Annotated in this window: 24 protein-coding genes; 22 read left to right on the forward strand and 2 right to left on the reverse strand. The window is 42.9% G+C overall.

Annotation, left to right across the window (positions count from 1 at the left end; genetic code table 11):
• Window positions 1–44 precede the first annotated feature (44 nt).
• The 8 genes from DESYODRAFT_RS10545 (at window position 45) to DESYODRAFT_RS10580 (ending at window position 8350) form a co-directional block, all read left to right on the forward strand.
• A complete protein-coding gene (locus DESYODRAFT_RS10545) occupies window positions 45–281 on the forward strand; it encodes a phosphopantetheine-binding protein (protein WP_007782800.1) in 237 nt (78 codons plus the stop codon).
• Window positions 282–289: 8 nt separating this feature from the next.
• Window positions 290–1465, forward strand: a complete 1176-nt coding sequence (locus DESYODRAFT_RS10550) for an aminotransferase class I/II-fold pyridoxal phosphate-dependent enzyme (RefSeq protein ID WP_007782803.1) — start codon at window positions 290–292, stop codon at window positions 1463–1465.
• A complete protein-coding gene (locus DESYODRAFT_RS10555) occupies window positions 1462–2460 on the forward strand; it encodes a diacylglycerol/lipid kinase family protein (RefSeq protein WP_007782806.1) in 999 nt (332 codons plus the stop codon). The genes DESYODRAFT_RS10550 and DESYODRAFT_RS10555 overlap by 4 nt, the downstream gene beginning before the upstream one ends.
• Window positions 2461–2468: 8 nt before the next feature.
• Window positions 2469–3476: a thiamine-phosphate kinase gene (locus DESYODRAFT_RS10560; protein WP_007782809.1), complete on the forward strand. Its 1008-nt coding sequence runs from the start codon at window positions 2469–2471 to the stop codon at window positions 3474–3476.
• Window positions 3477–3925: 449 nt separating this feature from the next.
• Complete coding sequence (locus DESYODRAFT_RS10565) at window positions 3926–5194, forward strand: beta-ketoacyl-[acyl-carrier-protein] synthase family protein (RefSeq protein WP_007782811.1); 1269 nt, start codon at window positions 3926–3928, stop codon at window positions 5192–5194.
• Window positions 5187–6224 carry an NAD-dependent epimerase/dehydratase family protein gene (locus DESYODRAFT_RS10570; protein WP_007782814.1) on the forward strand — a complete coding sequence of 346 codons (1038 nt, stop codon included), beginning with the start codon at window positions 5187–5189 and terminating at the stop codon, window positions 6222–6224. The genes DESYODRAFT_RS10565 and DESYODRAFT_RS10570 overlap by 8 nt, the downstream gene beginning before the upstream one ends.
• A gap of 37 nt (window positions 6225–6261) precedes the next feature.
• Window positions 6262–7554, forward strand: a complete 1293-nt coding sequence (locus DESYODRAFT_RS10575; protein WP_007782817.1) for a radical SAM/SPASM domain-containing protein — start codon at window positions 6262–6264, stop codon at window positions 7552–7554.
• Window positions 7555–7600: 46 nt separating this feature from the next.
• On the forward strand, window positions 7601–8350 hold the full coding sequence (locus tag DESYODRAFT_RS10580) for an N-acetylmuramoyl-L-alanine amidase (RefSeq protein WP_007782820.1): 750 nt from the start codon (window positions 7601–7603) through the stop codon (window positions 8348–8350).
• Here DESYODRAFT_RS10580 and DESYODRAFT_RS10585 read toward each other — a convergent pair.
• Complete coding sequence (locus DESYODRAFT_RS10585) at window positions 8342–8818, reverse strand: hypothetical protein (RefSeq protein ID WP_007782823.1); 477 nt, start codon at window positions 8816–8818, stop codon at window positions 8342–8344. The genes DESYODRAFT_RS10580 and DESYODRAFT_RS10585 overlap by 9 nt on opposite strands.
• Window positions 8819–9188: 370 nt before the next feature.
• Here DESYODRAFT_RS10585 and DESYODRAFT_RS10590 point away from each other — a divergent pair, with 370 nt between their 5' ends.
• From DESYODRAFT_RS10590 to DESYODRAFT_RS10620, 7 genes are all read left to right on the forward strand, one after another.
• On the forward strand, window positions 9189–9626 hold the full coding sequence (locus tag DESYODRAFT_RS10590; protein WP_007782825.1) for a DUF1285 domain-containing protein: 438 nt from the start codon (window positions 9189–9191) through the stop codon (window positions 9624–9626).
• A gap of 195 nt (window positions 9627–9821) precedes the next feature.
• Entirely contained in the window at window positions 9822–10193 is a 372-nt protein-coding gene (locus tag DESYODRAFT_RS10595) for a DUF4180 domain-containing protein (protein WP_007782826.1), read from the forward strand.
• Window positions 10194–10827: 634 nt separating this feature from the next.
• A complete protein-coding gene (locus tag DESYODRAFT_RS10600; RefSeq protein WP_007782829.1) occupies window positions 10828–11613 on the forward strand; it encodes a lysophospholipid acyltransferase family protein in 786 nt (261 codons plus the stop codon).
• A gap of 422 nt (window positions 11614–12035) precedes the next feature.
• Window positions 12036–14918 carry a GAF domain-containing protein gene (locus DESYODRAFT_RS26625; protein ID WP_007782835.1) on the forward strand — a complete coding sequence of 961 codons (2883 nt, stop codon included), beginning with the start codon at window positions 12036–12038 and terminating at the stop codon, window positions 14916–14918.
• 61 nt (window positions 14919–14979) lie between these two features.
• The gene (locus DESYODRAFT_RS10610) at window positions 14980–17346 is read left to right on the forward strand and encodes a hybrid sensor histidine kinase/response regulator (RefSeq protein ID WP_007782837.1); all 2367 of its coding nucleotides are present in this window, start codon (window positions 14980–14982) and stop codon (window positions 17344–17346) included.
• Entirely contained in the window at window positions 17343–18452 is a 1110-nt protein-coding gene (locus tag DESYODRAFT_RS10615; protein ID WP_007782841.1) for an HD domain-containing phosphohydrolase, read from the forward strand. The genes DESYODRAFT_RS10610 and DESYODRAFT_RS10615 overlap by 4 nt, the downstream gene beginning before the upstream one ends.
• A 187-nt stretch (window positions 18453–18639) precedes the next feature.
• The gene (locus DESYODRAFT_RS10620; protein WP_007782844.1) at window positions 18640–19467 is read left to right on the forward strand and encodes an amino acid ABC transporter substrate-binding protein; all 828 of its coding nucleotides are present in this window, start codon (window positions 18640–18642) and stop codon (window positions 19465–19467) included.
• Window positions 19468–19477: 10 nt separating this feature from the next.
• Here DESYODRAFT_RS10620 and DESYODRAFT_RS27295 read toward each other — a convergent pair whose 3' ends face one another.
• Window positions 19478–19684 carry a hypothetical protein gene (locus DESYODRAFT_RS27295; RefSeq protein WP_083842157.1) on the reverse strand — a complete coding sequence of 69 codons (207 nt, stop codon included), beginning with the start codon at window positions 19682–19684 and terminating at the stop codon, window positions 19478–19480.
• A 199-nt stretch (window positions 19685–19883) separates the two neighbouring features.
• On the opposite strand from DESYODRAFT_RS27295, the gene DESYODRAFT_RS10625 reads away from it, so the two are divergent.
• The 7 genes from DESYODRAFT_RS10625 to DESYODRAFT_RS10650 all read left to right on the forward strand — a co-directional run bounded on the left by DESYODRAFT_RS10625 (window position 19884) and on the right by DESYODRAFT_RS10650 (window position 24729).
• A complete protein-coding gene (locus tag DESYODRAFT_RS10625) occupies window positions 19884–20525 on the forward strand; it encodes an amino acid ABC transporter permease (protein WP_007782846.1) in 642 nt (213 codons plus the stop codon).
• Window positions 20526–20603: 78 nt separating this feature from the next.
• Window positions 20604–21254: an amino acid ABC transporter permease gene (locus DESYODRAFT_RS10630; RefSeq protein WP_007782850.1), complete on the forward strand. Its 651-nt coding sequence runs from the start codon at window positions 20604–20606 to the stop codon at window positions 21252–21254.
• Window positions 21255–21271: 17 nt separating this feature from the next.
• Entirely contained in the window at window positions 21272–22030 is a 759-nt protein-coding gene (locus DESYODRAFT_RS10635; protein ID WP_007782852.1) for an amino acid ABC transporter ATP-binding protein, read from the forward strand.
• 291 nt (window positions 22031–22321) lie between these two features.
• Window positions 22322–23284 (forward strand): cellulose binding domain-containing protein, encoded by a 963-nt coding sequence (locus DESYODRAFT_RS10640; protein WP_007782853.1) that lies wholly within the window; start codon window positions 22322–22324, stop codon window positions 23282–23284.
• Between the two features lie 43 nt (window positions 23285–23327).
• Complete coding sequence (locus DESYODRAFT_RS28705) at window positions 23328–23468, forward strand: hypothetical protein (protein WP_007782856.1); 141 nt, start codon at window positions 23328–23330, stop codon at window positions 23466–23468.
• 21 nt (window positions 23469–23489) lie between these two features.
• The gene (locus tag DESYODRAFT_RS10645; RefSeq protein WP_007782857.1) at window positions 23490–24020 is read left to right on the forward strand and encodes a hypothetical protein; all 531 of its coding nucleotides are present in this window, start codon (window positions 23490–23492) and stop codon (window positions 24018–24020) included.
• A 169-nt stretch (window positions 24021–24189) separates the two neighbouring features.
• Complete coding sequence (locus DESYODRAFT_RS10650) at window positions 24190–24729, forward strand: signal peptidase I (RefSeq protein ID WP_007782861.1); 540 nt, start codon at window positions 24190–24192, stop codon at window positions 24727–24729.
• Window positions 24730–24780 lie beyond the last annotated feature (51 nt).

The raw sequence follows: 24780 nt of genomic DNA on the forward strand, positions 1-24780 counted from the left end.
GTTCAAATTAGAGAGCAGCTCAGGAAGGAAAGGGAGGATTTGAAATGAAACTGGAGGATAGGATTATTAAGACCATACAAAGCGTACTGGATAAACGTCCCGAAATAACCCTGAAGAGTCGTTTGGTCGAGGATCTCCAGGTGGACTCTTTAGACAAGCTGATGATTCTTTCTGCTTTGGAGGATGAATTTTCAATAGCTATTGCTGAAGAGGATTTTACTGAGGTGGTTACTGTCAGGGATACAGTCGAGAAACTTGAGGCACAAGGTTTTGGAGATTAGGAGGAATTATGGCTCTAAGAGATTTTTATGAGAGACTGAGAGTGGATGAGAGTCTTGCCAAAGATACGGACTTCAACCCTTATTACCTGACCTTAAACTCTGGTCTGTCTGAAAAGATTTATGTCAACGGATGTGAAATGATTGACCTAGCCTCCAATAACTATTTGGGCTTGGCAGACGATATTCGCGTCAAACAAGCTGCAGTGGATGCTATTTATGAATATGGGACCTCTCTTTGCGGGACTCCCATCGCTACCGGGTATATCGATTTATACCAAAAGTTAGAAAGGGAGCTATCGAGCTTTGTTGGGTTGGAAGAGACGATTATTCTGCCTTCTTGCTACCAAGCTAATAATGGACTTTTCAATTGCATTGCCGGCAGCCAGGATTTGATAGTCGTGGATCGGTTAGCCCATTCATCCTTAATTCAAGGAATTAAAGCGTCAGGAAGTAAAATCAGACCTTTTCTACATAATAATCTGGAACATTTGGACGATATCCTGCAGCGATCCCGGGATTACAGGCAAGTTTTTGTAGTGACAGAATCTGTCTTTTCGACAGAGGGCAGTATTGCCCCCTGTAAAGAGATCGTTCAATTGTGTGAGAAGTACCAGGCTATACCCATAATCGATGATTCCCATGGCCTTGGAGTGTTAGGCAAATCGGGACAAGGAATTCTTGAAGAGCAGAAGATTGAAGGATATAAGGGAATTTACACCGCTTCTTTAGGAAAGGCAATCTCTAATTCGGGCGGGATGATCAGCGGCGCAAAAAGCCTGATAAACTATCTCAGGTACTATTGCTCTCATCTTGTTTACTCTACAGCGCTTACCCCAGCCGCCCTGGCAGGGATAAGTGCAGTTCTGGATATCATTCATTCTGAATTTCCCGGGATTAAGAAACGTCTTGTATCCCATCAACGCCGGATCTATGAAGCCCTTATGGAGGGGGGATTTAAGGTGGTTTCCGGCGAGGCTCCCATCAATTCTATTCAAACCGGCAGTAAAGAAGAGACCTTTATCCTTGCCAAAAAACTCTATGCCAAGGGGATTCTTTCCACACCTTTTATTGAACCCGCCGTTCCCATCAATGAAGGACGGGTAAGGCTGATCGCCGGTGCCGGCCTTAGCTCGGATACCATCTCTGAAGCTGTGGAAATCATCAAAAGGATAGGGTTCTCATGAGATATTTGTTGATTTTAAACCCCGGGTCCCGAGGGGGAAAAAGCCAGGCAAACTTTGAACGAATTTTTTCGTTTCTGCAGGCTCATAGGGCAGAGTTTGACTATAAGCTGACCAAAACCCCGGAAGATGCTTATACCTTCTCGGCAGAAGGTAATAAAAAGGGTTATGATGTTATCGTTGCTGTGGGGGGAGACGGAACGATTAATAGGGTGTTGAATGGCTTTTATGATAGCAAGGGCAACAGGATTTCCAAGGCTAAGCTGGCAGTCATTCATACGGGTACCAGCCCTGATTTTTGCAAAAGCTATGGTTTACCCCTGGAAATCCCTCAAGCTCTTAGGGCAGTTCTTGAGGGAAACAGTATAAAGATACCGGTGGGCAAGATTATGCATATGGGCGAGTATGACAAGAGGCTGGACGGTCGTCCGCTCAGCCTGGATCATGTGCATCTGCAAACGAGTTATTTCGCCTGCTGTGCTAATATCGGACTGGGTGCCTCAGTAGCCAGGGGGGCCAACAGTGGAATCAGAGATTCTATCGGAGATCTGGCAGGGACATTTGTTTCCCTGATTAAGAATTTGTTTGCCTATCAACCTGTTGACGTTTCAGTTTGTATTGACGGAAAAAAACAGGTTTATGAGCAGGTTTACAATATCTTTATCGGCAAAACCACCTATATAGCCTCGGGGATTAAGATCAAAAACAAACTATTACTAAATGATGACCGGTTTTATACCTTAGTCATAAAAAACATTAGCCCCACAAATTGGCTCAGGGTTTTAAGAAAATTATATAGGGCGGAAGAGTTTGTTAATAACAAGATAATGTCCCTGCAGTACGTTCAGAAAATCGAAGTATACGGAAACTGCAAAAATAATGAATTGGAATTTGACGGTGATCCAAGGGGCTTTCTGCCTTGTATGATTGAATCAGCCCGCGATCCTTTAGACGTAATAAGCTGGGCAGGTGGGAATAAGTTAGACAGGCGGGAATAAGGAAACCTATGAATAGAGAAAGAGAACTAATCGAACTAATTAATAAACATATGCCTAGAAGTTCGAGCCAACTTAATACTATTTTTGAGTCAGACTCTGAAATCCTCATGTTCCAGGGGAAAGGGCTTGTTTATAATATTGATGAGTTTTCGGAAACCGATTTATTGCGGGAAGATGACCCTTACGCCCTTGGCTGGAATATGGCGGCAGGCAGTATTAGTGACATTCTGGCCTCAGGGGGCAGGCCTAAATTTTATGCGCACAGTATGGTTGTCCGGGATTCCTGGACCATGGACTTTGTCGAAAAACTGGCTCAGGGAATTGCCGGAGTGCTTAAAGAAGCAGGGGCAGCTTTCATCGGCGGAGATTTCGGAATCTCTCCAACCTGGAGATATACAGGTTCAGTCATAGGAGATATGAACGGTCAAGCCATGCTGAGGAGCGGAGCAAAGGTTAGGGACGGAATATATCTTACCGGCCCAATCGGCGGAGGAAATGTGGAAGCCGCTCTCAAACTATATGGGCAAAATTTGTTGGTCAAACAGTTAACCGGGCCATGGAAAACCTTTTTTCCCTTGAGAATCAAAGAGGCCGAGCTCATTAAGCGCTACAGTCATTGCTGTATTGATACCAGCGATGGAGTCTTTAATGCCTTAGGTATAATTTCAGAAATGAGCGGAACAGGTTTTGCTGTCAGCAGTTTACCCTATGTAAAAAGCGGGTTATTATTGGCGAAGGTTCTGAACCTGCCCAAAGAAATGCTTTTCTTAGGGGAATGCGGGGAATACGAATTGCTTTTCACCCTCGGGGAAGAGGTTGAAGATGAGTTCGCAAGAGAAGCCGGGGACAAGAAGCTGAGGTTTCATAAACTTGGTCAGGTAAAAGAACAAGGGATTAAATCCCTTTGCCAAAAAGATCGAACGTTCGATTTGAGCACTTACACATTACGGGCCAGGGATTATGCAGATCCCATGGACTATTTGCGAAATGTTGCGGATTTTCTGGCCAAAGTCTAGTCTTGCCTTAGCGGTACTGAGAGTAGACTCTCATGCCGCTGACGTGGCACCGGCAGAGGATGAAAACGGGAGTGCGCTTGGGTAGGGCAGCTTCCCCCACATCCGCTCACCTCAGCATTCCGAGGCTGGTCCACTCGCCGGTGCGGGACTCCGCCAAACCTCAGGGTAGTACCTGATGTGAACCCGTGGCTACGTTTCCCCGCACCGTCTTGTGGGCTTGTAACGCCTCTCCATGCAATGGGTTCGCTTCTGTGGACGAAGCTGCCCTGCTTGCGGGTCTGGGGATTCTTCTGGTTATCTTTAGGGTTCTTTTTCTGAGTAGACCTCTATGCCGCTAGGCAGCACCAAGATATAAAAGATAAGTTTATCAAACCTTGAAGCTCGAAGCATATACTGCACTTGGATTTCGTCCTCGAACCTTAATTTTTGAGAAGGAGGGTCGGCTTACAATGAAACGAAGAGTGGTTATTACAGGTTTGGGACCGGCTGCGGCTCTGGGAATCGGCAAGAAGGATTTTTCAGAAGGTGTTTACGGGCTGAAAACCTGTCTGGCCGAGATTCCCAAGAGCTATGAACAGACTTACAAATTTAAATCCCGCTATTTTGTTCCCAGACCAAAGTTTTCCCTGACCGATATAGGATTCCATAAGTCGGTTGAAGGGATGATGGAGGAGGCGTCAAGGCTCTCCGTATTATGTACCAAGCTCGCCTTAGAGGATGCGGGATTTCAAATAGGCAGCGGAGAAAACTATAAGCAAGTTGAGGGAATGGAAAACTGCGGCACTATTATCGGTATCGGGATGAGCAGCTTGCAGACCGCTTTTGATTCCTATACGGCCCATATCGCGGAGACTGAAGAAGGTTCTAATCCTAAGCCCAGGTTTAATAGGATGGTTATTCCCATGCTGATGACCAATTCTCCTGCTGCCTGGATATCCATCCTCTTCGGGCTTAAAGGGTTGAGTTACACTATTAATGCGTCCTGTGCTTCAGGGAGTTATGCTCTTGGTGAGGCTTACCGGAACATCTCAGAGGGCAGATGTGATGTGATGCTGGCAGGAGGGGTCGAGGCCCTGGCGGAAAGGAAGGGGGCTATCATGAGAGGGTTTGATATGCTCTCAACTCTTACCAGGGCCAAGGACGGCAGACCGCAGCCCTTCTCTCCCCAAAGAAGCGGATTTCTATTTAATGAAGGGGCGGGATGTGTTCTTGTTTTAGAGGAACTGGCAAGAGCTCAGACCAGGGGGGCCGAGATCTATGCGGAGATTGTCGGATATGAAGCGGGCAGTGATCATTACAGCATTGTCCAGATGGACCCCGGCGGGGATAAGATCGCCGGTCTATTTGAGAGGATTTGCGGGGGAATTAAGGTTGACTATCTGAATGCCCATGGTACAGGGACAATGATGAATGATGATATCGAGTCCGGAGTAATACAAAGGATTTTTGGGGATAAAAGCAAGCAGCCCTACATAAATTCCAGCAAAGGAGTCCTCGGTCACAGCATTGGAGCAAGCGGAGCTCTTGAAGCGGCAGTCACTGCGCTATCCATCCAAGAATCCAGAATCCATGGGAACTTAATTTCTGAACCCATGGATAACTTAAATCTTCCCTTAGGGACACTTGAAGCTTCTATCAAATATGCTCTATCTGCTTCCTACGGTTTTGGAGGGCATAATGCCTTAATTCTGTTCAAGAGGTTTGAAGAAAATGGGTAAGTCCAGCGTCATGATCACAGGTGCGACAGGATTTATAGGCAGTCATATTGCGGGAGAGTTTTGTAAACAGCAGATCACAGTGGGCTGCCTGATCAGAGAAGGCAGCAGCCTTGCGAATCTTGAGGGATTACCCATCGAGCTGAGGATCGGTGATCTTAGGAATACCGAGGAGTTGACGAAAGCGTTCAGCGGCTATGACTGGGTTATTCATAATGCCGCTAAAGTAGCGGACTGGGGGGATTATGAAGATTTCTATCAGACGAATGTGGTTGGCACAGTCAATGTTCTGACTGCATGTGTTCAGGCCGGAATAAAAAATATCCTGATAACCGGGTCCAATTCTGTGTATGGAGAGGAAAACTGCTTGGAGGTTAAGAATGAGGATTCTCCCTATAATTCTCATTACCGGTATTTTGGAGACGGCCTTTTTCCTTGCAAGTTAAATTATTATCGGGATACCAAAGCCATTGCTAAGAAAAAGGCCCTGGCCTTTGCAGCTGTCCATAATCTGAACCTGACTATTTTAGAGCCTGTTTGGGTGTATGGTGAGAGGGAGTTAAACACGGGGTTTTATGAATACCTGAAGACCGCCAAGGCTGGAATTCCTTTTGTCCCGGGAGCAAGGCAGAATAAATTTCATGTCATCTATGCCGGAGACCTGGCCAGGGCCTATTTTTTGGCTTATAAAAAACAGCTGACAGGGCAACACTGTCTTCTGGTCGGCAATCAACAGCCTGAAAATATGGATCGGATCTATAGGCTATTTTGTGCTGAAGCGGGCTTAAAAAAGCCCGGCAATCTTCCCAAGGCTTTGATCTATCCGGCAGCATTCCTGATGGAACTTTTCTTCACGCTCTTTAATTCTCAGAGTCCTCCGCTCTTAACGCGGGGAAGAGTCAATATGTTCTACGACAACCTTGAGTTTTCCGTGGAGAAAGCCAGGGAGATCCTGGGGTTTAAAAACTCTTTCAGCCTCGAAGAAGGGGTTAAGAAAACGGTTTTATGGTATAAACAGCAAGGTCTGATTTGAAGTAACAGATACATTTGGCAAGATGGAGGAAACTCGTGTGATAGCAGTAAATAATGTTACAGGCTGGGAAAGAATCGTTTTTAACTTGAAGCTTAAACTTAGTATCTTCAGTTACTTTCTTCCCATGCTCTGGAAAGGGGAGCTTTCTCTAAAACGGTTTATACTATTATTAAAACGACTTTTACTTTTTGTATCCAGGATGAGGCATAATAAATTGGTTAAAATAGGCGGCAAGACCAGGTTGGGATTGTATATCCCCGGTTTTCCTTCTCCGGCGTTTGATACTGCCTGCCGGAAATTCAGTCAATTTGAAGATAAAATGCCCTGTACCACAGTCTTGTTATCGATCACCTCTGCTTGTCCCTATCAATGCAGGCATTGTTATCAGAAACTGGATAAGGGTAAGGATGTCCATATCGATACTCTGATCAGGATGGTTAGGAAGCTGCAGGATAGGGGGATTGCTTTCTTTAATATCGAAGGGGGGGAACCTTTTTTAGCCTATGAGAGGCTGAAGCAGATTTGTTCCGCCATTGATTCCCGCTCGGAAATCTGGATAAATTCCACGGGTGCCGGAATGACGCAAGAGAGGCTTGCGGAACTAAAGGGGCTGGATGTGACCGCGGTCATGTTTTCCCTGCACAGTCCTGATGCAGATGTCTTTAACGAATTTATGGGTAAAAAGTCTGCCTGGGATACTATGGCTGCCGGGGTTAAGCTGTGCCATGATGCGGATTTGGCAGTTGCTTTCAATACCTGTCTGATGCGAGAGGATTTTTATAATGGCAGGTTTGAACAAATTATGGATGCGGCCAAGGGCTTCAAGGCCTGCCTGGTTCAGATTATTAAACCCAAACCGGCAGGAGGATGGTTGGAAAAAACGGATATCGAATTCACTTTCCAGGACATTGAATATATCAAAGCCAAGGTTAACCGCTACAATTTGCAGGCAGAGTTTGCCGAGTATCCTGCCATCTCAGCTCAGATCATTGAAGAAGATAAGTCGGTATTTGGCTGCACCGCCGGGGGAACAGACAGGTTTTATATTAATGCCAAGGGAGATCTGCAGCCTTGTGAATTCCTTAATATCTCCTTTGGTAATATCACAGTGGATAATTTCGAGGATATTTATCAAAAAATGCGCGGCTGTTTTGAATGGGGTGGAGAGTGTTATTTATGCGAAAGCTGCTCGCCAGAGGTACATAGGCTTTATCAAGAGAATGGGTTGACGTCCCTTCCCCTTCCTCCCGAGCTTTCGGAGAAAATTTACAGTTCCTGGGAGCGGGGGAAGAGAACAGATTTGTATGAGCGCTTGGAGAGGATGAGGTAACACTTCAACACTTGTGCTCATAGTATGGCTGAAAAGGAGAGTGGAAATGGATAAGCCAACTATTAAGTGGATGGGTTCGCCAAACTTCAGCAGCCCAAGAGGGTATAAAATAATTGCCATTGTTAATCACATCATGGAGGGCACATTAGCTGGCACCGACGCTTGGTTTGCCAACCCGGCAAGTAAAGTAAGTTCTCATTTTGGAGTCGGGAAGAATGGTGAAATCCATCAGTATGTCGATCTCAAGAACCATGCTTGGGCTAATGGGGCGGTAAATAAGCCAGACTGGCCGCTGCTCATTCCAGGGGCGAATCCGAATTATTACACAATAAGCATTGAACACGAAGGACAAAGCGGAGATGTCATGCCCGAAGTTCAGTACCAAGCCACCCTGGCCTTACATCGGTGGTTAATTGAAACCATGGGAATTCCGGTGACTAGGGATACTATCATCGGACATTACCGGATTGACTCAGTTAATAAATCAAGGTGTCCGGGAAACGGATTTCCTTTAGACCGGCTTTTAAAGGATTTGCAAGGGGGAATGGACGTGTTGAAAGCTGCTGTGCTGTTATATACAAAGGAAGATTTCTGGGCCGGTTATGATGTTGCCGTTAAGAATGGTAATTGTGCTGTTTTTATACGCCCAGCAGATGGTTCAGTCCCCTCTGAAGCCTTAAGTGCAGAAAAATTGATCGTTGTCGGCGGACTAACGACCAATCATCCTAACGAAGTGCTGTTGAGTGGGAAGGACAAATATCAAACGGCTGCTGCGGTGGCCAAGTACCTAGGTTAAAGAATTCCGCTTCACAAAGGAACTTGTCTTAATAAATACAAACGTAATTATCGACCACCATGCTAAAAAAGCAAGATAAGCGAAAAACGGATAGAACCAAGGTTTAAAGTCGAACAGACCAATATTATGAACCAAATAGCCAAACCCAACACTGAATAAAGCAAATGTTAAAACATAGAAGTATTGGAATGTTTTCCGCTGGGGTAAAAATCGAAGAAAAATCATAACTGTAAGGGCCCAGCTGGGGGGCGATAGCAGATTCTGGCCTAATACATTGAAGATACCGGCATTCTTAAACCAAATAATGTTAAGGAGATTTTGATATAAACCGACAATAACAATATCCCCTAATCCTCCGAGCAGGATACCATAAATGTAATATTCCCTAAAGTCATTTTTAGGGATAGTTATCAGTACAAAAATAACCATAATGACAATATACGATGGATAAAAATACGTAATAAGCATGAATTACTCCTTAAAATAGTATCTTTTAGCTTGAATGTAGTTTTCCAAAATTGTAAAAATATATGCTCTGCGGGTTGCCGGTAAAGAGATGAGGAGAACTATGCTGAATTTCATATAGAAGGTCTAAATGAAAGCTTGAAAAGAGCAGGATGATGATCGCAATGAAAGAGGTCGGGCGATTTTATGAAGATTTTGTAAAATCGCTATTGAAGTATAAATAACACCTGCTACAATAATGATAACGGCACCGGCCCATGTCTCTAAGAAAGGAAGTGAATACGCCTGGTTTAATTTCTGCCACTTTGTCTGGTCGGCAGAGTGAAAAGGCTGGATGTATAGAGTTGTCCAGTATTGAAAACTGGGTAATATCATGGATAATTTGCGCGCTCCCGAACTTTTTATTGATAAGGATGGATTATGGTACGCTGACGGTCTGCTAATGATTAATAAAGAGATTATTAAGTTATTTGCTTCCCATTTAACAAAAGATGGTCATGATAAATATCATTTAGATTGGCAGAATTATTTGTACCCTGTAGAGGTAGAGGACGCTCCTTTTTTTGTTCAATCCTTAACCGTGCAGGTTGGTCAGCTTATGATCCAGCTTTATGACGGCCGAGAATTTCCCCTGACTCCGGGCAATATCATTATCAAAAACAATATCCCCTACATCTCTCTGTTCTGGCAGTGTGATACGAAACTGTCCCGTCCTTCCTATGCTGAGTTATGTAAAAACGTCATCGAGCGGGATGGTCAATATTTTATCAAGTACGGCGATAACGAATGGCTCGTTGAAGAGATGGCATAAATTATTGAGTACGAAGTGTTAAAGCTGCATTTGCTTGTTCTTCGCAAGAAAATGCAGCTTTTGGTATATAATAGACAAGGATGATGAATCCACAGGTCAATTAGTTATGACAATTTCTTAAAATTGGTTATCTTCTTACTGAAACAACAGAAACTTTTGTACAAGAGTTGACTAGATTGAAGGGAAGTATAAACTATGCGTGTTATCACCAAAGAGAAGAATAATAATATAATCGCACTTGTGCAAAGTGATGAGCTGCTGATCATGGATATTCAATCGGCCTTGGATTTTATAGCAACTGTAAATTATGAATCCGGATGTAATCGGATCGTTATAAATAAAGAAGCTATTACAGAAGACTTCTTCAAGCTAAGTACAGGTCTTGCCGGTGAAATACTGCAAAAGTTTGTAAATTATAGGGTAAAGTTAGCCATTGTCGGCGATTTTTCCGGTTATACAAGTAAACCTTTGAAAGACTTCATTTATGAGTGTAATCATGGAAACCATGTCTTTTTTGTTGTTTCTGAAGATGAGGCAATCGAAAAATTGGCCGCCGCTAAAGGTTGAGCCGCCCCAAAACTGAAAAGATAAAATAATTTGAATAGTTTGATAAATTTATTGACAGACTGTATGATTTAAGGTATTCTTAACTTACCTTAAGAAAAGGTTTCGCCTGAGTAGGAAGGTTACCCCATAGAATCGGCAGCAAATGGTTATAAATAATCTGCTGAAGTTAAAATAGTTTATTTACTGAGGGTTATGTTGGTTCTCTGAACTTCGGTAAATGGGTTTCCTCTCCCTTACCTCGCTCTCTTTAAATGGCTATTTGGATTAAGCAGTAAGAAAGCCTAATGCGAAAAATCTGGGATTGAAGGCTGAACTTTAATAGAGTTTGGAGCTAAATCTTCAGAAAGGACCGATGAAGCCAAAGACGATAGCTATATCGCTTATTGGATGAGGGGTAAAAAATGAAAAGGAGGACGTACTCAATTGCAGTACACCTCAAAGGAATGAGTAAGCTGATTCTTTGCAGGAATTGGAGGCTTACTCATTTTCTTTCTTTTCAGCATGAAGGAATTGCTGAAAAGAATCGATACGTCTTTTATGGATAATTCAGCTCAAAGGTTGTATTATATAGGGTGGCAGGGGACGGGAGTTAGTCGCATTGGCTAAGGCGACCTTGCGAACAGGAGGATGCTTTGTGGAGGAGTTATTTTTAAAGGATTCGTATCATACTAAGGATAATACACCTCGTTTTTTTCTGGATAGATTAGTGATCAATACTCGATTATTTTTTATGTCTCAATTCTGCAGGATCGTGCTGAAATCCCGGAGTGCCGCGCTAAAAGGTCAATATGATAAAGAGGCTTGGGTATTATCTTCCTATGAAGTTTTCAAATTAATTGAAGGCTGCGGAGGAAGGTTTCATATTACGGGACTTGAGAATCTGCATAAGTGCCAGGGACCTGTCGTTTTTATAAGCAACCACATGAGCACACTTGAGACAATGGTTTTTCCCTGTCTGATTGCTCCGATTATGAATGTAACCTTTATCGTTAAAGATAGTCTTGTTGAGCATCCATTTTTTGGACCCATTATGCGTGCTCAAAATCCAATTGTCGTTAGCAGAAAGGATTCCCGGGCAGATTTTCAAATAGTCATGAAACAAGGCCAGGAATTATTGTCTAATGGGGTATCAATCATTGTATTTCCGCAAAACACAAGGACTGTAGAATTTGTACCAAAGGAATTTAACAGTTTAGGAGTAAAACTGGCAAACAAAGCGAAGGTTCAGGTTGTTCCCATTGCCATAAAAACCGATTTTTGGGGAAACGGAAAATACCTGAAGGATCTGGGACCAATCAATCGTCGTGAACCAATTCATATGGCTTTTGGAGAGCCGTTATCCATTAACGGTGCAGGAAAAGAGGAAAATCAAGCAATTATTGAATTCATTCGTTCTCATTTAAAGGAATGGAATCTTTAAGCCTCCCTATCTCAAAACATGCTTCGTTTGAGAAAAGCTGATTCTATCCGAGGGAGGCAGGCTGAAGGAAAAAACAGATAGAAGGCTGTCGCAGAGATGCGGCGGCTTTTTGTTATACTATCAGAAAGTATAAAACTTACGTTATTATACTTTCCAAGCATAAGGGCAACCAACGGTTTCGCCTCATTTGTGAGTATGCGTTTAAGGCTCGGCGAAGCCGGGTTTTCTTTATATTTGGGGTTATCAGTGGAGGATTTTCCAATTATCTGCTGAATAGCATACTAGGACAATTGTGACACACCATCGACATTATTTTGAGGACATGATTGTGAAATTATAAGATAATAAATGTGCATTTTAGACGAAACAGACGTTAACGTTATATAACAGTTTTTGTAATGTATTGAATGGAGAGTGTTTCAATGAGCTTGGACTCTGAACCTTCAGGCAACGAAATGGGCAATAATACTGCACCCGTTGCGACTTTTAATGACATCACTGAGCGCAAGCAAACCGAAAAAAGTACAAGGCTCAGTAGGCTCTATGGTGTGCTTAGTAAAATAAATGAGGCAATTGTTCGCATTCGAGAGCCTCAGAAGCTCTTCGAGAAAGTGTGCAGAGTTGCAGTCGAAGATGGACAGTTCGAGATGGCTTGGATTGGTCTGGCTGATCATGACACGAAGCGCATAAAGGCAGTGGCTAAATATGGTGATGATGAAGGATATTTAGATAGCATCCATATTTCCTTGGATAAAGATACACCCGAAGGCCAGGGCCCGACCGGTATCGCCTTGCGAGAAGGCCGGGTCCATGTAAATAACGATACGGAAAATAATCCGGCAATGAAGCCGTGGCGAAACGAACAGCTAATCCGGGGCTATAAGGCTTCAGCGAGCTTTCCTTTGCTGATCGAGAATCAGACAATAGGTGCAATGACTCTATATGCCAAAAAGGTGAACTACTTTGATGATGAAGAAATTCAACTGCTTAAGTCCCTGGCTGATGATGTCTCGTTTGCCATCGAATCCGCAGATATCGAAAGACAGCGGTTACAAGCAACAGAAGAGTTGCGCAGAGCCCGGGATGAGCTGGAGGCAAGGGTCCGCGAGAGAACCGCTAACCTTGAGCTCATGTACAACATAACTAAAATCTCGACGAGTTCCTTAGATATTGTTAAGGTATCGGAGCAAGTGCTCGAAAGTTTAGTAAAGAGTTTTGATTTAACTCAGTCGGTAGTCTATTTGTGGGATGATCAACATAAAGAACTAGTACCAACAGCCTCTTATGGATATCCTTGTGAGCCTTCCAACCCTATCTCACCGCAATCTCTCGACTCAGACGATATGGTGGTTGGTGCATTCAAATCGGGAGAACCTATATTTATTGCCAATAGATATAATGTCACCACGCCAAAATTTGCTCAAGAATCTATGGAGAAAGCTGAGCTCTTAATAGGCCGGCAACTTAGCTCCTCCATAGCCTTACCGCTTACAACCTATCGGAGGACAATTGGAGTTATTGCTTTTTCCTGGTCAGAAGCACGTATGTTCAGCCCGGAAGATGTGGAATTCTTTATCTCCATCGCTCATGAAATAGCGGTAGGATTAGAGAACGCACGTCTTCATACTCAAACCGAACGGGAACTCGCCCGTACACAGCTGCTCCAAGACGTCGCTATAGCTGCAACCACAAGACCTGATCTCCAGACAATAAGTAATGGGATACTTCAAGCCTTGAAAAAGTATATTAATCTTAAATCAGGTGTTTTTTACCGATTTAATCAAAAAGAGCTTGTTTTCAAGGTACTCTCTACATTGAATTTTGATGAAACCCCCATAGCGAAAATTAAAGAGTTTTCGATTACAAGCGAAGAGTTTTTTAGTCCTAAAGTAGTCCAAGCTAACAAGATACTGACACATAATGATGATACTCTGAGCCCGGAACGAGTGGCGATTTTAAAGAAATTAGGAGCATGGGGCAATCGCTATGTGGGAATTCCCATCAAATATCGTGCCAAGACTATTGGTGTCATATTTCTGGTCTTTAAAGGCAGGCGTGATTTTACTCAAGGGGAGCTGGCACTATTCAATTCCATCGCCCATATCGCATGCCAGGCGATGGAAAATACGAGGCTTTATGAAGCTGAGAAAAAACGGGCTGAGGAATTGGCAGAGCACCGAAAAAACCTGGAAAAGACCATCCGGGAAAGAACCCAAGAGATCAGTGATATAAATATACGGCTGCGCCATAGTGAGGCCCAGCATAGGCAAATCATTGAAGCATCTCCGGACGCGTATTTCATATTTGGCAACAATAAAATCATTTATGCTAACCCGGCTGCCCTGCATCTATTTGGATTTAATAAGACCAGAGAAATAGATATTACGATTCTCAAGAACTTAATTAGGTCAGATAAATTCAAGGAACTGGAAAGTTTAAAGGGTTCTCAAAACCCAGTTCATCTGGGTGAGATTACAATCGTTAGAGAATCAGGTTTATCTATTACTGTGGAAGGTATAGTGATCCCTATTATATTTGAGAAAGAAGCAGCCTATCAATATATTATCCGGGATATAACCCAACGAAAAGAGATTGAAAAAGAAATGGCTCGCCTGGACCGACTCAACTTAATAGGAGAAATGGCTGCCGGCATCGGCCACGAAATCAGGAACCCAATGACCGCAGTGCGTGGTTTTCTGCAGATACTTGGCACTAAAGAGGAATGCGTTAAATATAAAGACTATTTTGACCTGATGATTGAAGAGTTGGATAGGGCTAACTCCATAATTACCGAGTTTCTTAAACTAGCGAGAAATAAAACGGTGGAAAAAAGGTTATTTAACTTAAATGATGAAATAAAAACTTTATTTCCCTTAATACAGTCCGATGCAACGAAAAGTGATAAAAATATAGTGCTGGAACTTGCAGAGATTCCTGATTTATTGATGGACGAAAAAGAAATCCGCCAGGTAATATTGAATTTAGTTCGTAATGGACTTGAGGCATCGCCGGCTGGCAGTGATTTGATGATCAAAACCTTCACGGTTGATAATGATGTAATATTAGCCATAAAGGATAATGGCAAAGGGATCAATCCGGATGTCCTGGAGAAAATAGGAACCCCATTCTTTACAACGAAGGATAATGGAACCGGCCTGGGTTTGGCTGTGTGTTATAGTATTGCGGAGCGTCATAATGCCAAAATTGAAATAGAAACCGGAAGAAATGGGACGACGTTTTATATTCGCCTCAAGCAATTTGAGCAGGCTATGCCTGCGGTTGAACTAAAACCATTCGCTTTTTAGGCAACGGCTAGGTCAGAAATGTTTGAAGAGTTTAAAATCCTTTAATGAGTGGTGATATATCATGAAGGACGATAAGAAAACCAAAGCTGACTTAAGGAAATGTGAAGAGGCTGAAGAAATCCTCAAAAAGTCTGAAGATAAATTTTCTAAGGTATTCCAATCAAGTCCTGCTGCCATGCACATAACCCGTTTAAGCGATAAACGAATTATTGAAATTAATCAGGCATTTGTTATGTTAAGTGGTTTCAGCCAGGCGGAGGTTATCGGGCATCGAGCAACCGATCTGGGGATTTATCCTGATGCCTGGGACCGCGAACTCATCATCAGGACGACCTTAAATGAGGGTAGGATTGTTAATTACGATTTTCGTTTTAATGCTAAAGGAAATAAACTATTGCTCTGTCGAATTTCCACAGAACTAATATTGTTAGAAGAACTTTGCATGCTTTCAACGATAACCGATCTCACTGAAATCAAGCGTGTAGAAGAGGCTTTGCGGGAAAGTGAGGCACAGATCAGAGCGCTTAATGAAGAGCTGGAACAACGTGTCAATAAAAGAACGATGGAACTGGAACAGGCAAATAGGGACTTACTTGCCCATTCAAAGAAATTAGAGGAGTCGACCCGGCGTTTGGGTATGCTTTCCCAAGCGATTGACAACAGCTCCATTAGTGTAGTCATGACAAATAAGCATAAAAATATTGTCTATGCTAATTCACAAGTTGCCAATGTCACGGGGTATTCAATCGATGAACTTTTGGGACAGAACCCCCGTATCTTTAAATCAGGTCATCATTCAGAGGAGTTCTATGCAAACATATGGGCCACTTTAGATAAGGGTTTACAGTGGTCGGGTGAATTCTGCAACAAAAAGAAAAATGGTGCAATATTCTGGGAATCTTCAACTATTTCTCCGGTTTTCAACACTAAGGGGATTCTAACCAATTACATTGCAGTCAAAGAGGATATCACTAAGCGAAAGCAGATGATCCAAGAGATGGAAGTCGCAAAATCGGCTGCAGAGGCTGCAAATCGGGCTAAAAGCACCTTCCTGGCCAATATGAGTCATGAAATCCGCACGCCGATGAATGCTATTTTAGGCTATACCCAATTACTGCAGAGGGATGTGTCCTTGAGCTCAGATCAAAAGGAATATTTACAAATCATTAATCAGAGCGGGGAACACCTGCTGGCTTTGATTAATGATGTTTTAGAAATGTCTAAGATCGAGTCGGGAAGAGTGTTAATCAATTCGGAGGACTTCTCCCTAATTGATCTGCTTGATGAGTGTGCCAAGATGTTTAGAATACAGATCCAGCAGAAGGCTTTAATATTTAAGATTGATCTTCTTAGTCAAATACCCAACTTTATTCGTGCCGATGGTAAAAAAATACGGCAAGTACTTATCAACATCATTGGTAACTCTATTAAGTTTACGGATAATGGCAGTATCACTATACGAGTATTATGTACGGACGGTCAAATAGAGGACGAACTTATCTTGACTATTGAGGTTGAAGATACGGGCTGTGGAATAGCACCGGAAGAGATTGCTAAAGTTTTTGAGGTGTTTGAACAAACTCAAAGCGGAAAACATGTGGGCAGCAGTACAGGGCTTGGTATGCCTATAAGCCGGCACTATGCACGCTTGATGGGAGGAGATTTGACAGTCACCAGCAAATTGGGCGAAGGGAGTAAATTTACGTTTACCCTTATTATCCATAGAACCAGTTCCGAAACACTATTGATGGAAGAGATTTCTTCGCAGCGAGGGGTGATTGGCCTTGTGTCTGCCAATTCCCCTAAAATACTGGTGGTGGATGATATTGTTACAAATCGCACATTGCTGAGGCTGATTCTTGGGAAAGTTGGGTTTTCTGTGCAGGAAGCCGGCGATGGTAAAGAGGCCCTTTCTTTATTCAGGCAATGGAAGCCTGATGTCATCTTAATGGATGCCCGTATGCCGAAGATGGATGGATTTGAAGCAACTCGCTTAATAAAATCTACTCCCGAAGGTCAACGTGTAGGGGTCATTATCATCACGGCGAGTGTCTTGGAAAATGATCGATTGGAGGCTCTCGAATCAGGAGCTGATGGATTTATTCGTAAACCATTTAAAGAAGGGGAGATTTTTAAAGAACTACAACATATTTTATCTGTTGACTATCGATATGCCGATGAAGTTCGGAGAAGCTTTACAAACGAGGCTTTAGGGGAATCCGCTCTTGCAGTTGCTCTGATACCTGCTCAATGGGTCTCTCGTATTGTCGAAGCCGCTGAGTTAGGAGAGAGTATCCTTCTTAAGGAGTTGATCAGCCGCAAGGTTGTGCCTTATAACCCTGTACTTGGTCAAACCCTGCTTAATTATGCCAACGACTACGATTATAAGAGAATTACGGAGATATTAATACGAGGGGGTATAAAATGAGTCTTTTCGCTTACAATACTCCGCGAATTATGATTATTGATGATACCCCGCATAATTTAAAGCTCTTAGAAAAATTGCTGGGGGCAAAGGGGTATCTGATCTCAGCGTTTCTCGATGGAGCAATAGCTTTGAAAGCGGCGGCAGTGAAGCCGCCTGACTTGGTTCTTTTAGACATAAACATGCCGGGACTGAACGGATTTGAAGTGTGTGCCCGGTTTAAAGCTGATAAAACTCTCGAATCCATTCCCATAATATTCCTGAGTGCCTTAAATGAAGTCTCTGATAAGATCAAAGCTTTCCAGTTTGGAGGGGTTGATTATATTACGAAGCCCTTTCAGATTGAAGAAATTCACGCCAGGGTTAAAACCCATATTCAAATACGCGAACTTCAGAAATCCTTAGCCCTACATAATAATAATCTGCAGGGATTGCTGAATGAGCAGCTCAAGGAAATATTCGCCACGAAAGAAGCTTTATATAAAACACAGCTGGCAACTATTTTAGCCTTTTCCAAATTGGCTGAAGTAAGAGATGACGAAACAGGACAGCATATCGAACGCACCCGAGTGTTCTGCCGTATGCTTACGGAGCAGCTCCGTGACCAAGGTGCAGGTGATTCGAATCTCGATAACATCTTTGTGGAGAATATTTACTATGCTTCTTCGCTGCATGACATCGGTAAAGTTGCTATTCCTGATGATATTCTGCTTAAACCAGGTAAATTAACGGCACAGGAGTTTGAAATAATGAAAACCCATACCGTTATTGGAGCAACTACTTTACAAACAATGCTGGAGCATTACCCGGAGAATAGGTTAATAAGGATGGCAGTGGATATTTCGCAAAGCCATCATGAAAAGTGGGATGGTTCAGGTTATCCACAAAATCTGAAGGGTCAGGCAATTCCCCTGAGCGCACGGATTATGGCTTTAGCCGATGTGTATGATGCCCTGACCTCTGTGCGTCGTTATAAGCCCGCTTTTTCTCATAAAAAAAGTCTGGACATTATTTTAGAAGGCCGGGGGGTACATTTTGATCCTGATGTTGTGGATGCTTTTTTGGTCTTAGAGGATAAATTCCGAGTGATAAAGGAGCAATCAGCGTGATAAGGTCTGTACACAGTATTCAGCTCTCCTAAGACCTAGCCAAAATGGGGGGGATTCGTGTATAGTAGTACAATAGGGGGGATGCTATAGGTGCGTACTTTGTACTTAAGCTAAATAGTGATTGATGGGAGTCATAAATGGTTAATTGAGTTTATTGGGATAATTGACGGCGAAGGGAAGGATAGAAATGAAAAGAAGATGGTTGGTATTATTAGTAACGATCTGTGCAGTTGCTCTGCTAGGTACAGGATGCGGTCAGAAAGCTCCGGACACTGCACAAACAGGGGATCAATCCTGGAATAAGATCAAAGAAAGTGGAGAATTCATCGTTGGTTTAGACGATAATTACCCGCCCGCAGGTTTTCGTGATAAAGCTGGAGAGCTGGTTGGCGTTGATATTGACTTAGCGAAAGAGGCTGCTAAACGTCTGGGCGTAAAAGCTGTATTCAAGCCTGTTCAATGGGATGGAGTTCTGTTGAATTTGAAAAACGGTGAAATTGACCTGATCTGGAATGCCCTGGGTGTTACTCCTGAAAGGCAGCAGGAAATTGGCTTTACGGATGTTTATATGGAGGATCGGAATATTATCGTGGTTAAATCCGGTTCACCAATCAAGACCAAGGCGGATTTAGCTGGAAAAACCATTGGACTTCAATTAGGCAGCACTGCGGAAGAAGCGGTTGCTAAAGATGAGGTTTCCTCTAAGATTAAGGAAGTCAGAAAGTTTGAAAGTCCAACGGTTGCCTTGATGGATTTAGAAGCTGGCCGTATTGATGCTGTCGTAACTAACGAAATGAATGGCCGTTACTTGATTACCACAGAAAAAACTTCCGATAAGTTCTATATTTTATCAGCAGAAGAAGGGGATTTTGGTAAAGAACCTTATGGTGTTGGTGTACGCAAAGAAGATAAAGCTTTCCTTGCCGAACTTAACCGTGTTCTTGATGAAATGAAAGCCGATGGAACGTCTGCTAAAATCAGTAATCAGTGGTTTGGATCAGATATTATTAAGTAGCCCATTCATGCTACTGATGTGCACCATCAGATGATGAAAACAGGTCCCTTTGGTCGGGCAGCATCGCCCACATCCGCTCACTCAGCACTCCGAGGCTAGCCCACTCGCTGGCGCGGGGCTCCGCCAAACCTCTGGGTAATACCTGAGGTGAACCCGTGGCTCCGCTTCCCCGCGTCAGCTTTGTGGGCTTTACCGCCTCTCCATGCCATGAGTTCACTTCTGTGGGCGATGCTGCCTTCCTTTGAGGTCTACAATTGTTCAGAATGCTTTTGGGATATTTTTCAGAGTGTAAAGGAATAGGAAGCTGAGAAATTCTTCCTATTCCTTATTTTACCCACCCCAATGCAAGAACTTACTCCTCCCTATTCTTTAGTTACGGTCAATAAAAGACAATCATAAGGGGACAAGAGAAAACCATGGATTATGTTCTATCGATATTACCCATTCTATTAAAGGGGCTTAAGCTTTCCCTGACGGTTTATGGTATTGTCATTATTTTAATCTTCCCTTTAGCAATTTTGGCCGCTGTTGGTAAAGTTTCAGGCCCCTTGATTATCAAAAGGATTTTGGATTTATACACTTGGATCTGGCGAGGTACTCCACTTTTACTCCAATTGTTTTTCATATACTTTGGTTTGCCTTACTTTGGCATCAATTTACCGCCTTTGGCTGCAGTAATTATCGCTTTTACCTTAAATGTAGCAGCTTATGAAACAGAGATTATTCGGGCAGGAATTGAATCTATTGATAAAGGGCAGTATGAAGCTGCTAAGGCGTTAGGGATGACTTATGTTCAGACAATGCGTCGGATTATTATTCCTCAAACGATCAGACGGGTCTTGCCGGCTACCTGCAATGAAGCCATTCTTACCTTTAAGGATACCGCGCTGGTTGCGGCTATCGGTATGGGTGATTTACTGCGCTCAGCTAAAGAAGTAGTAACTAGTGATTTCAAGATTACTGCCTTTTTTGTCGCTTTTGTTTTCTACCTGATCATTTCTTCTATTTTGCTTCAAGTGTTTACCCGGTTAGAGAAGAAATATTCGATTTACGAATAAGGAGCTGTGCCGAATAGACAGCTATGATATAAATGAAAATTAACGGTCTGATTAAGGCAAACGAAGGGACAAGAGATAATGGATCATATGGAGTATGTTCTGAGTATACTACCGTTTATTTTATCCGGATTAAAGCTGACGGCTAAGGTTTATGTACTTACCTTAGTATTCGCGCTGCCTCTGGGGCTTTTAGCTGCTATTGGAAAAGTAAAAGGACCAAAGCCTTTACAGAAGATCCTATATCTGTACACATGGATCTGGAGAGGCACGCCTCTGCTTCTCCAGTTGTTTTTTGTGTTTTATGGCTTGCCCATAATAGGTATCAGGCTCTCCCCTTTGGCAGCGGCGACCGTTACCTATGCTTTAAATTCCGGGGCATATTTGACGGAAATCTTCCGGGGCGGGATAGAATCCATCGACAAGGGTCAATATGAAGCTGCCAAAGTTTTGGGGATGACATACCCTCAAACCATGCGCCGGATCGTCATTCCTCAAACCGTGAGACGGGTTTTGCCTCCTTCTTGCAGTGAGGCTATTAATTTAGTTAAGGAAACTGCTCTTCTGGCAGTTATAGGGATGCCAGACTTATTGCGTATTGCAACCCAAATTTTCACCAGGGATTTTAATATTACTCCATTTATTGTGGCCTTTGTTCTGTACCTAATTATCTCTTCTGTTCTTGTCAAACTTTTTGGCACATTAGAGAAGAAATATTCGATATATGAATAGGAGAGTGTGAAGAAGCAATGACAATGATACGTATGAGTAATATTCATAAATATTTTGGCCGGCTCCATGTTCTGAAGGGAGTATCATTAGAGGTTAATAAAGGGGAGATTATTTCGATTATCGGGCCGAGCGGTTCCGGAAAAAGCACGTTGCTTCGCTGTATGAATCAATTGGAACGAATTGATCAGGGGAGTATTGAGATTGAAGGGGTAATAGTAGAGGCGGCAGGAGATACAGGAGTAAAGGTGACTGCATCTCATCCGGAGGTGCGGGCTACTTACCGGAAAATGGGTATGGTGTTCCAGGGCTTTAATCTTTTTCCGCATATGACTGCTTTAGGCAATGTCATAGAAGCACCGATGCTTGTCAATAAAATGGCCAAAGATGATGCAGTACAAATTGCCGAGAAGCAATTGGCAAAGGTGGGTTTATTGGAGAAAAAAGATGCCTATCCTTCAAAACTATCCGGCGGACAAAAGCAGCGGGTGGCCATTGCCCGGGCCTTGGCCATGAACCCTGATATTATGCTTTTTGATGAACCAACCTCAGCTTTAGATCCGGAGTTAATCGGAGAAGTGCTGAGTGTCATCAAGAACCTGGCTCAAGAGCATATGACAATGTTAATAGTGACTCATGAAATGGGATTTGCCAAGGAAATTTCCGACCGGGTGATTTTCATGGATGATGGAAAAATTCTTGAAGACAGCAGCCCTAAGGAATTTTTTGATAATCCCCGTCACCCCAGGATTAAAACGTTTTTAGAGAAGATGCTGTAAAGTTTTGGTTTTATTAATAAGCGGACATCACTAGCGATTGGTTTAGCCAATCGTTTTTTTTATGGAGAAGCGCTGAATAGCAGGCAGAAACTCCACAATTGTGGTACAAAACTATAATGGATGATTTCAAACAGACAGGATAATTGGTAATTCGTTACTAATACTGGTTGAATCTACAAATTGACGCAGGATTTTTGGTCGTGCTACTATAGCAGTGACAAAAGTAATGATATTCAGTAAAAAATAATTATTATAATAATATCAATTATCCTTTTTTAGCAGGAGGAATATATGAAAAGAGTATTATTGCTATTAACATTGATTTTGGTTATGGTAAGTTCGATTACGGCAGGTACGTTAGCAATGTATACTGTTTCCATTGATAATTTGGCTGAAGGCAGTGTTGTTGCCAAAGAGTTTATCTTTGTCGGGGAAGGTGCGGATAATTTTCAGCAGGGACTTAAGATAGCGCCGGCAGAGACTGTGCAGTGGCAGTTTAAAGTTAAAAATTATCAGAATCACATTGTCTCAGAAACAGATATGTATTATAAACTTACCTTTAATGTAGACGCTTTGTCAGGTAAAAGTGCCATAGAGCCATTAACAGTCACGGTTAAGGACTCGAAAGGCCATGTGCTCAATCGTGTGACCGGAGTAGGGACCTTTGATGTGTTGGGATCATTTCCTCTGGCGGCCAATGGACAGGAAGAGGATTACACGGTCGAGATCTACTGGCCAAGTGACGGAACCACCGATATTGATTATGCCGGCGGCAATTATGGAACTATGATTAATGTGGATGCTGTTGCTTCTCAGATTCCTTTCAGTACCCAGCCTGAGAACCCTTCCCCAAGCAGCCAGGTCAGTGTGCGTTATGAGACAACAACTCCCTGGCAGAATGGACAAAGCGGTAATTATCAATATGAATATAAGATTACGATTACTAATAATTCTTCAGAAGCTATCAATAACTGGAGAATCGGGTTCTTCCTTCATACCGACCAGTTGATTAGCTCATGGAGCAATGCCAAGCTGGTATCCAATTCTTCCGACGGATACTACGAATTCCTTAATCCTGGTTACAACAATCAGGCAACGGATAATATATTGCCCGGACAAAGCGTATCATTCCGTGGTCCTGCACGGGGGATGGGCACTGCGGCAATCCAAAATGTGACTGTCGGCGGCAGTAATATCAGCAATATCGTCGATTTGGACTTGAAATGTGAATTTGGCAAAGCATCTCTGAATTAAGGGATCTCTGCTGGATGATAGAGGAGAATGAGGAGGGGGGAAGATGAGGAGGAAGGTTATTTTGATTCTGGCCTTAAGTGCGGTACTATTTGTCTCCCTAACCGTTAGCACCCTTTCTAATTATACGAGTGTTTCGAGTTTCGGTACAAGCGTTTACCCTGATTTGGAGAAAAACCGAAATTGATTTAAAATTGGAGGAATAATAATGAAAAAAGTACTTTCGATTGTCGCACTTGTCTTGATTTTATCAACGTCTCTGATCGCCGGAACCTTGGCCAGCTATACTACAACCATTGATAATCTTGCAGAGGGTAGTGTCGTTGCCAAAGAATTTATCCTCACTGAAGGCGGCACGGATACGTTTATTAAGAATGTAAAAATCGCGCCGGCTGAAACAATGGATTGGCAGTTTAGCGTGAAAAACTATGATGGTACAGTTATCAGCGAAACTGAGATGGATCTCAATTTTGTTGTGGATGTTATAGCAGAGAATGGTAAAAGTGTCATTGCGCCCTTGGAAGTAAGTGTTAAAAATCCTAATGGTGATACTGTTGGCTCAGTAAACTCAAACGGAAAAATAGAATTCAGCGACGAATTTGAGCTGAGTGCCAGTGGTCAGGAGAAAATCTATACTGTATCAGTAAACTGGCCCAGCAATGACAACGTAGATATTGACTATGCAGGCGCAGGTTATGGAACCGCCCTTAAGGTATCTGTGACAGGATCTCAAAAGTAAGCCAATCAGATAGGGCATATTAATCAAATAGGGCACAAGTATCAACCTGGTACTTGTGCCCTATTTATCATTTTAACGGGTAGTCCGCTGATTTTTTACATATCCATAGGACATAATAGAGACAATCCTTTATGCTGCATACTTGATTCCTTAAAGAGAAGGTTGAGCTATGACACAGAGAAAGTATACGACCCAGGAGCAAATTGAAGCAATGCGGGAAGAAATCTTGCGTGAAAAACAGAAAATGATGGGCATAGCTACTGATAAAAGTTTATCCGGCCGCTTGTCCCGGAGAAGGAGAATATTGGGAATAACCGGTCAAGTTCTATTGTCTGCTATGATTGTACTGCTTGTGTGGTCTATTATCTCGATCCAGCTAACAAGGGGCAGGGGAGATATTCCCAACATCTTAGGGTTTCAGCTTTTTGCCATAGAATCCGGCAGTATGGAGCCTACCTTAAAAATTGGAGCCGTGATTGTCAGCAGGATACCAAAAGAAGCAGAACCTCTTGATGTAAATGACATCATAACCTTCAGAACCTTATCGGGTGCTGTCGTCACGCATCGAATTATCGAAGTGGTGAGGGAGGGCGACGATACTACAGCATACCGTACCAAGGGAGACAATCCCAAAAATTCAGCAGATCAGGAACTGCTGACCAGGGACAGAGTAATTGGAGTATTTGTTGCCAGAATACCTTTAACCTGAGTTTGCCGATAATTTACAACAGGCCACTCCAAGCTATAGGGGAGAAATGAT

It is taken from the genome of Desulfosporosinus youngiae DSM 17734 (genome assembly GCF_000244895.1).
Taxonomy (GTDB): Bacteria; Bacillota; Desulfitobacteriia; order Desulfitobacteriales; family Desulfitobacteriaceae; genus Desulfosporosinus; species Desulfosporosinus youngiae.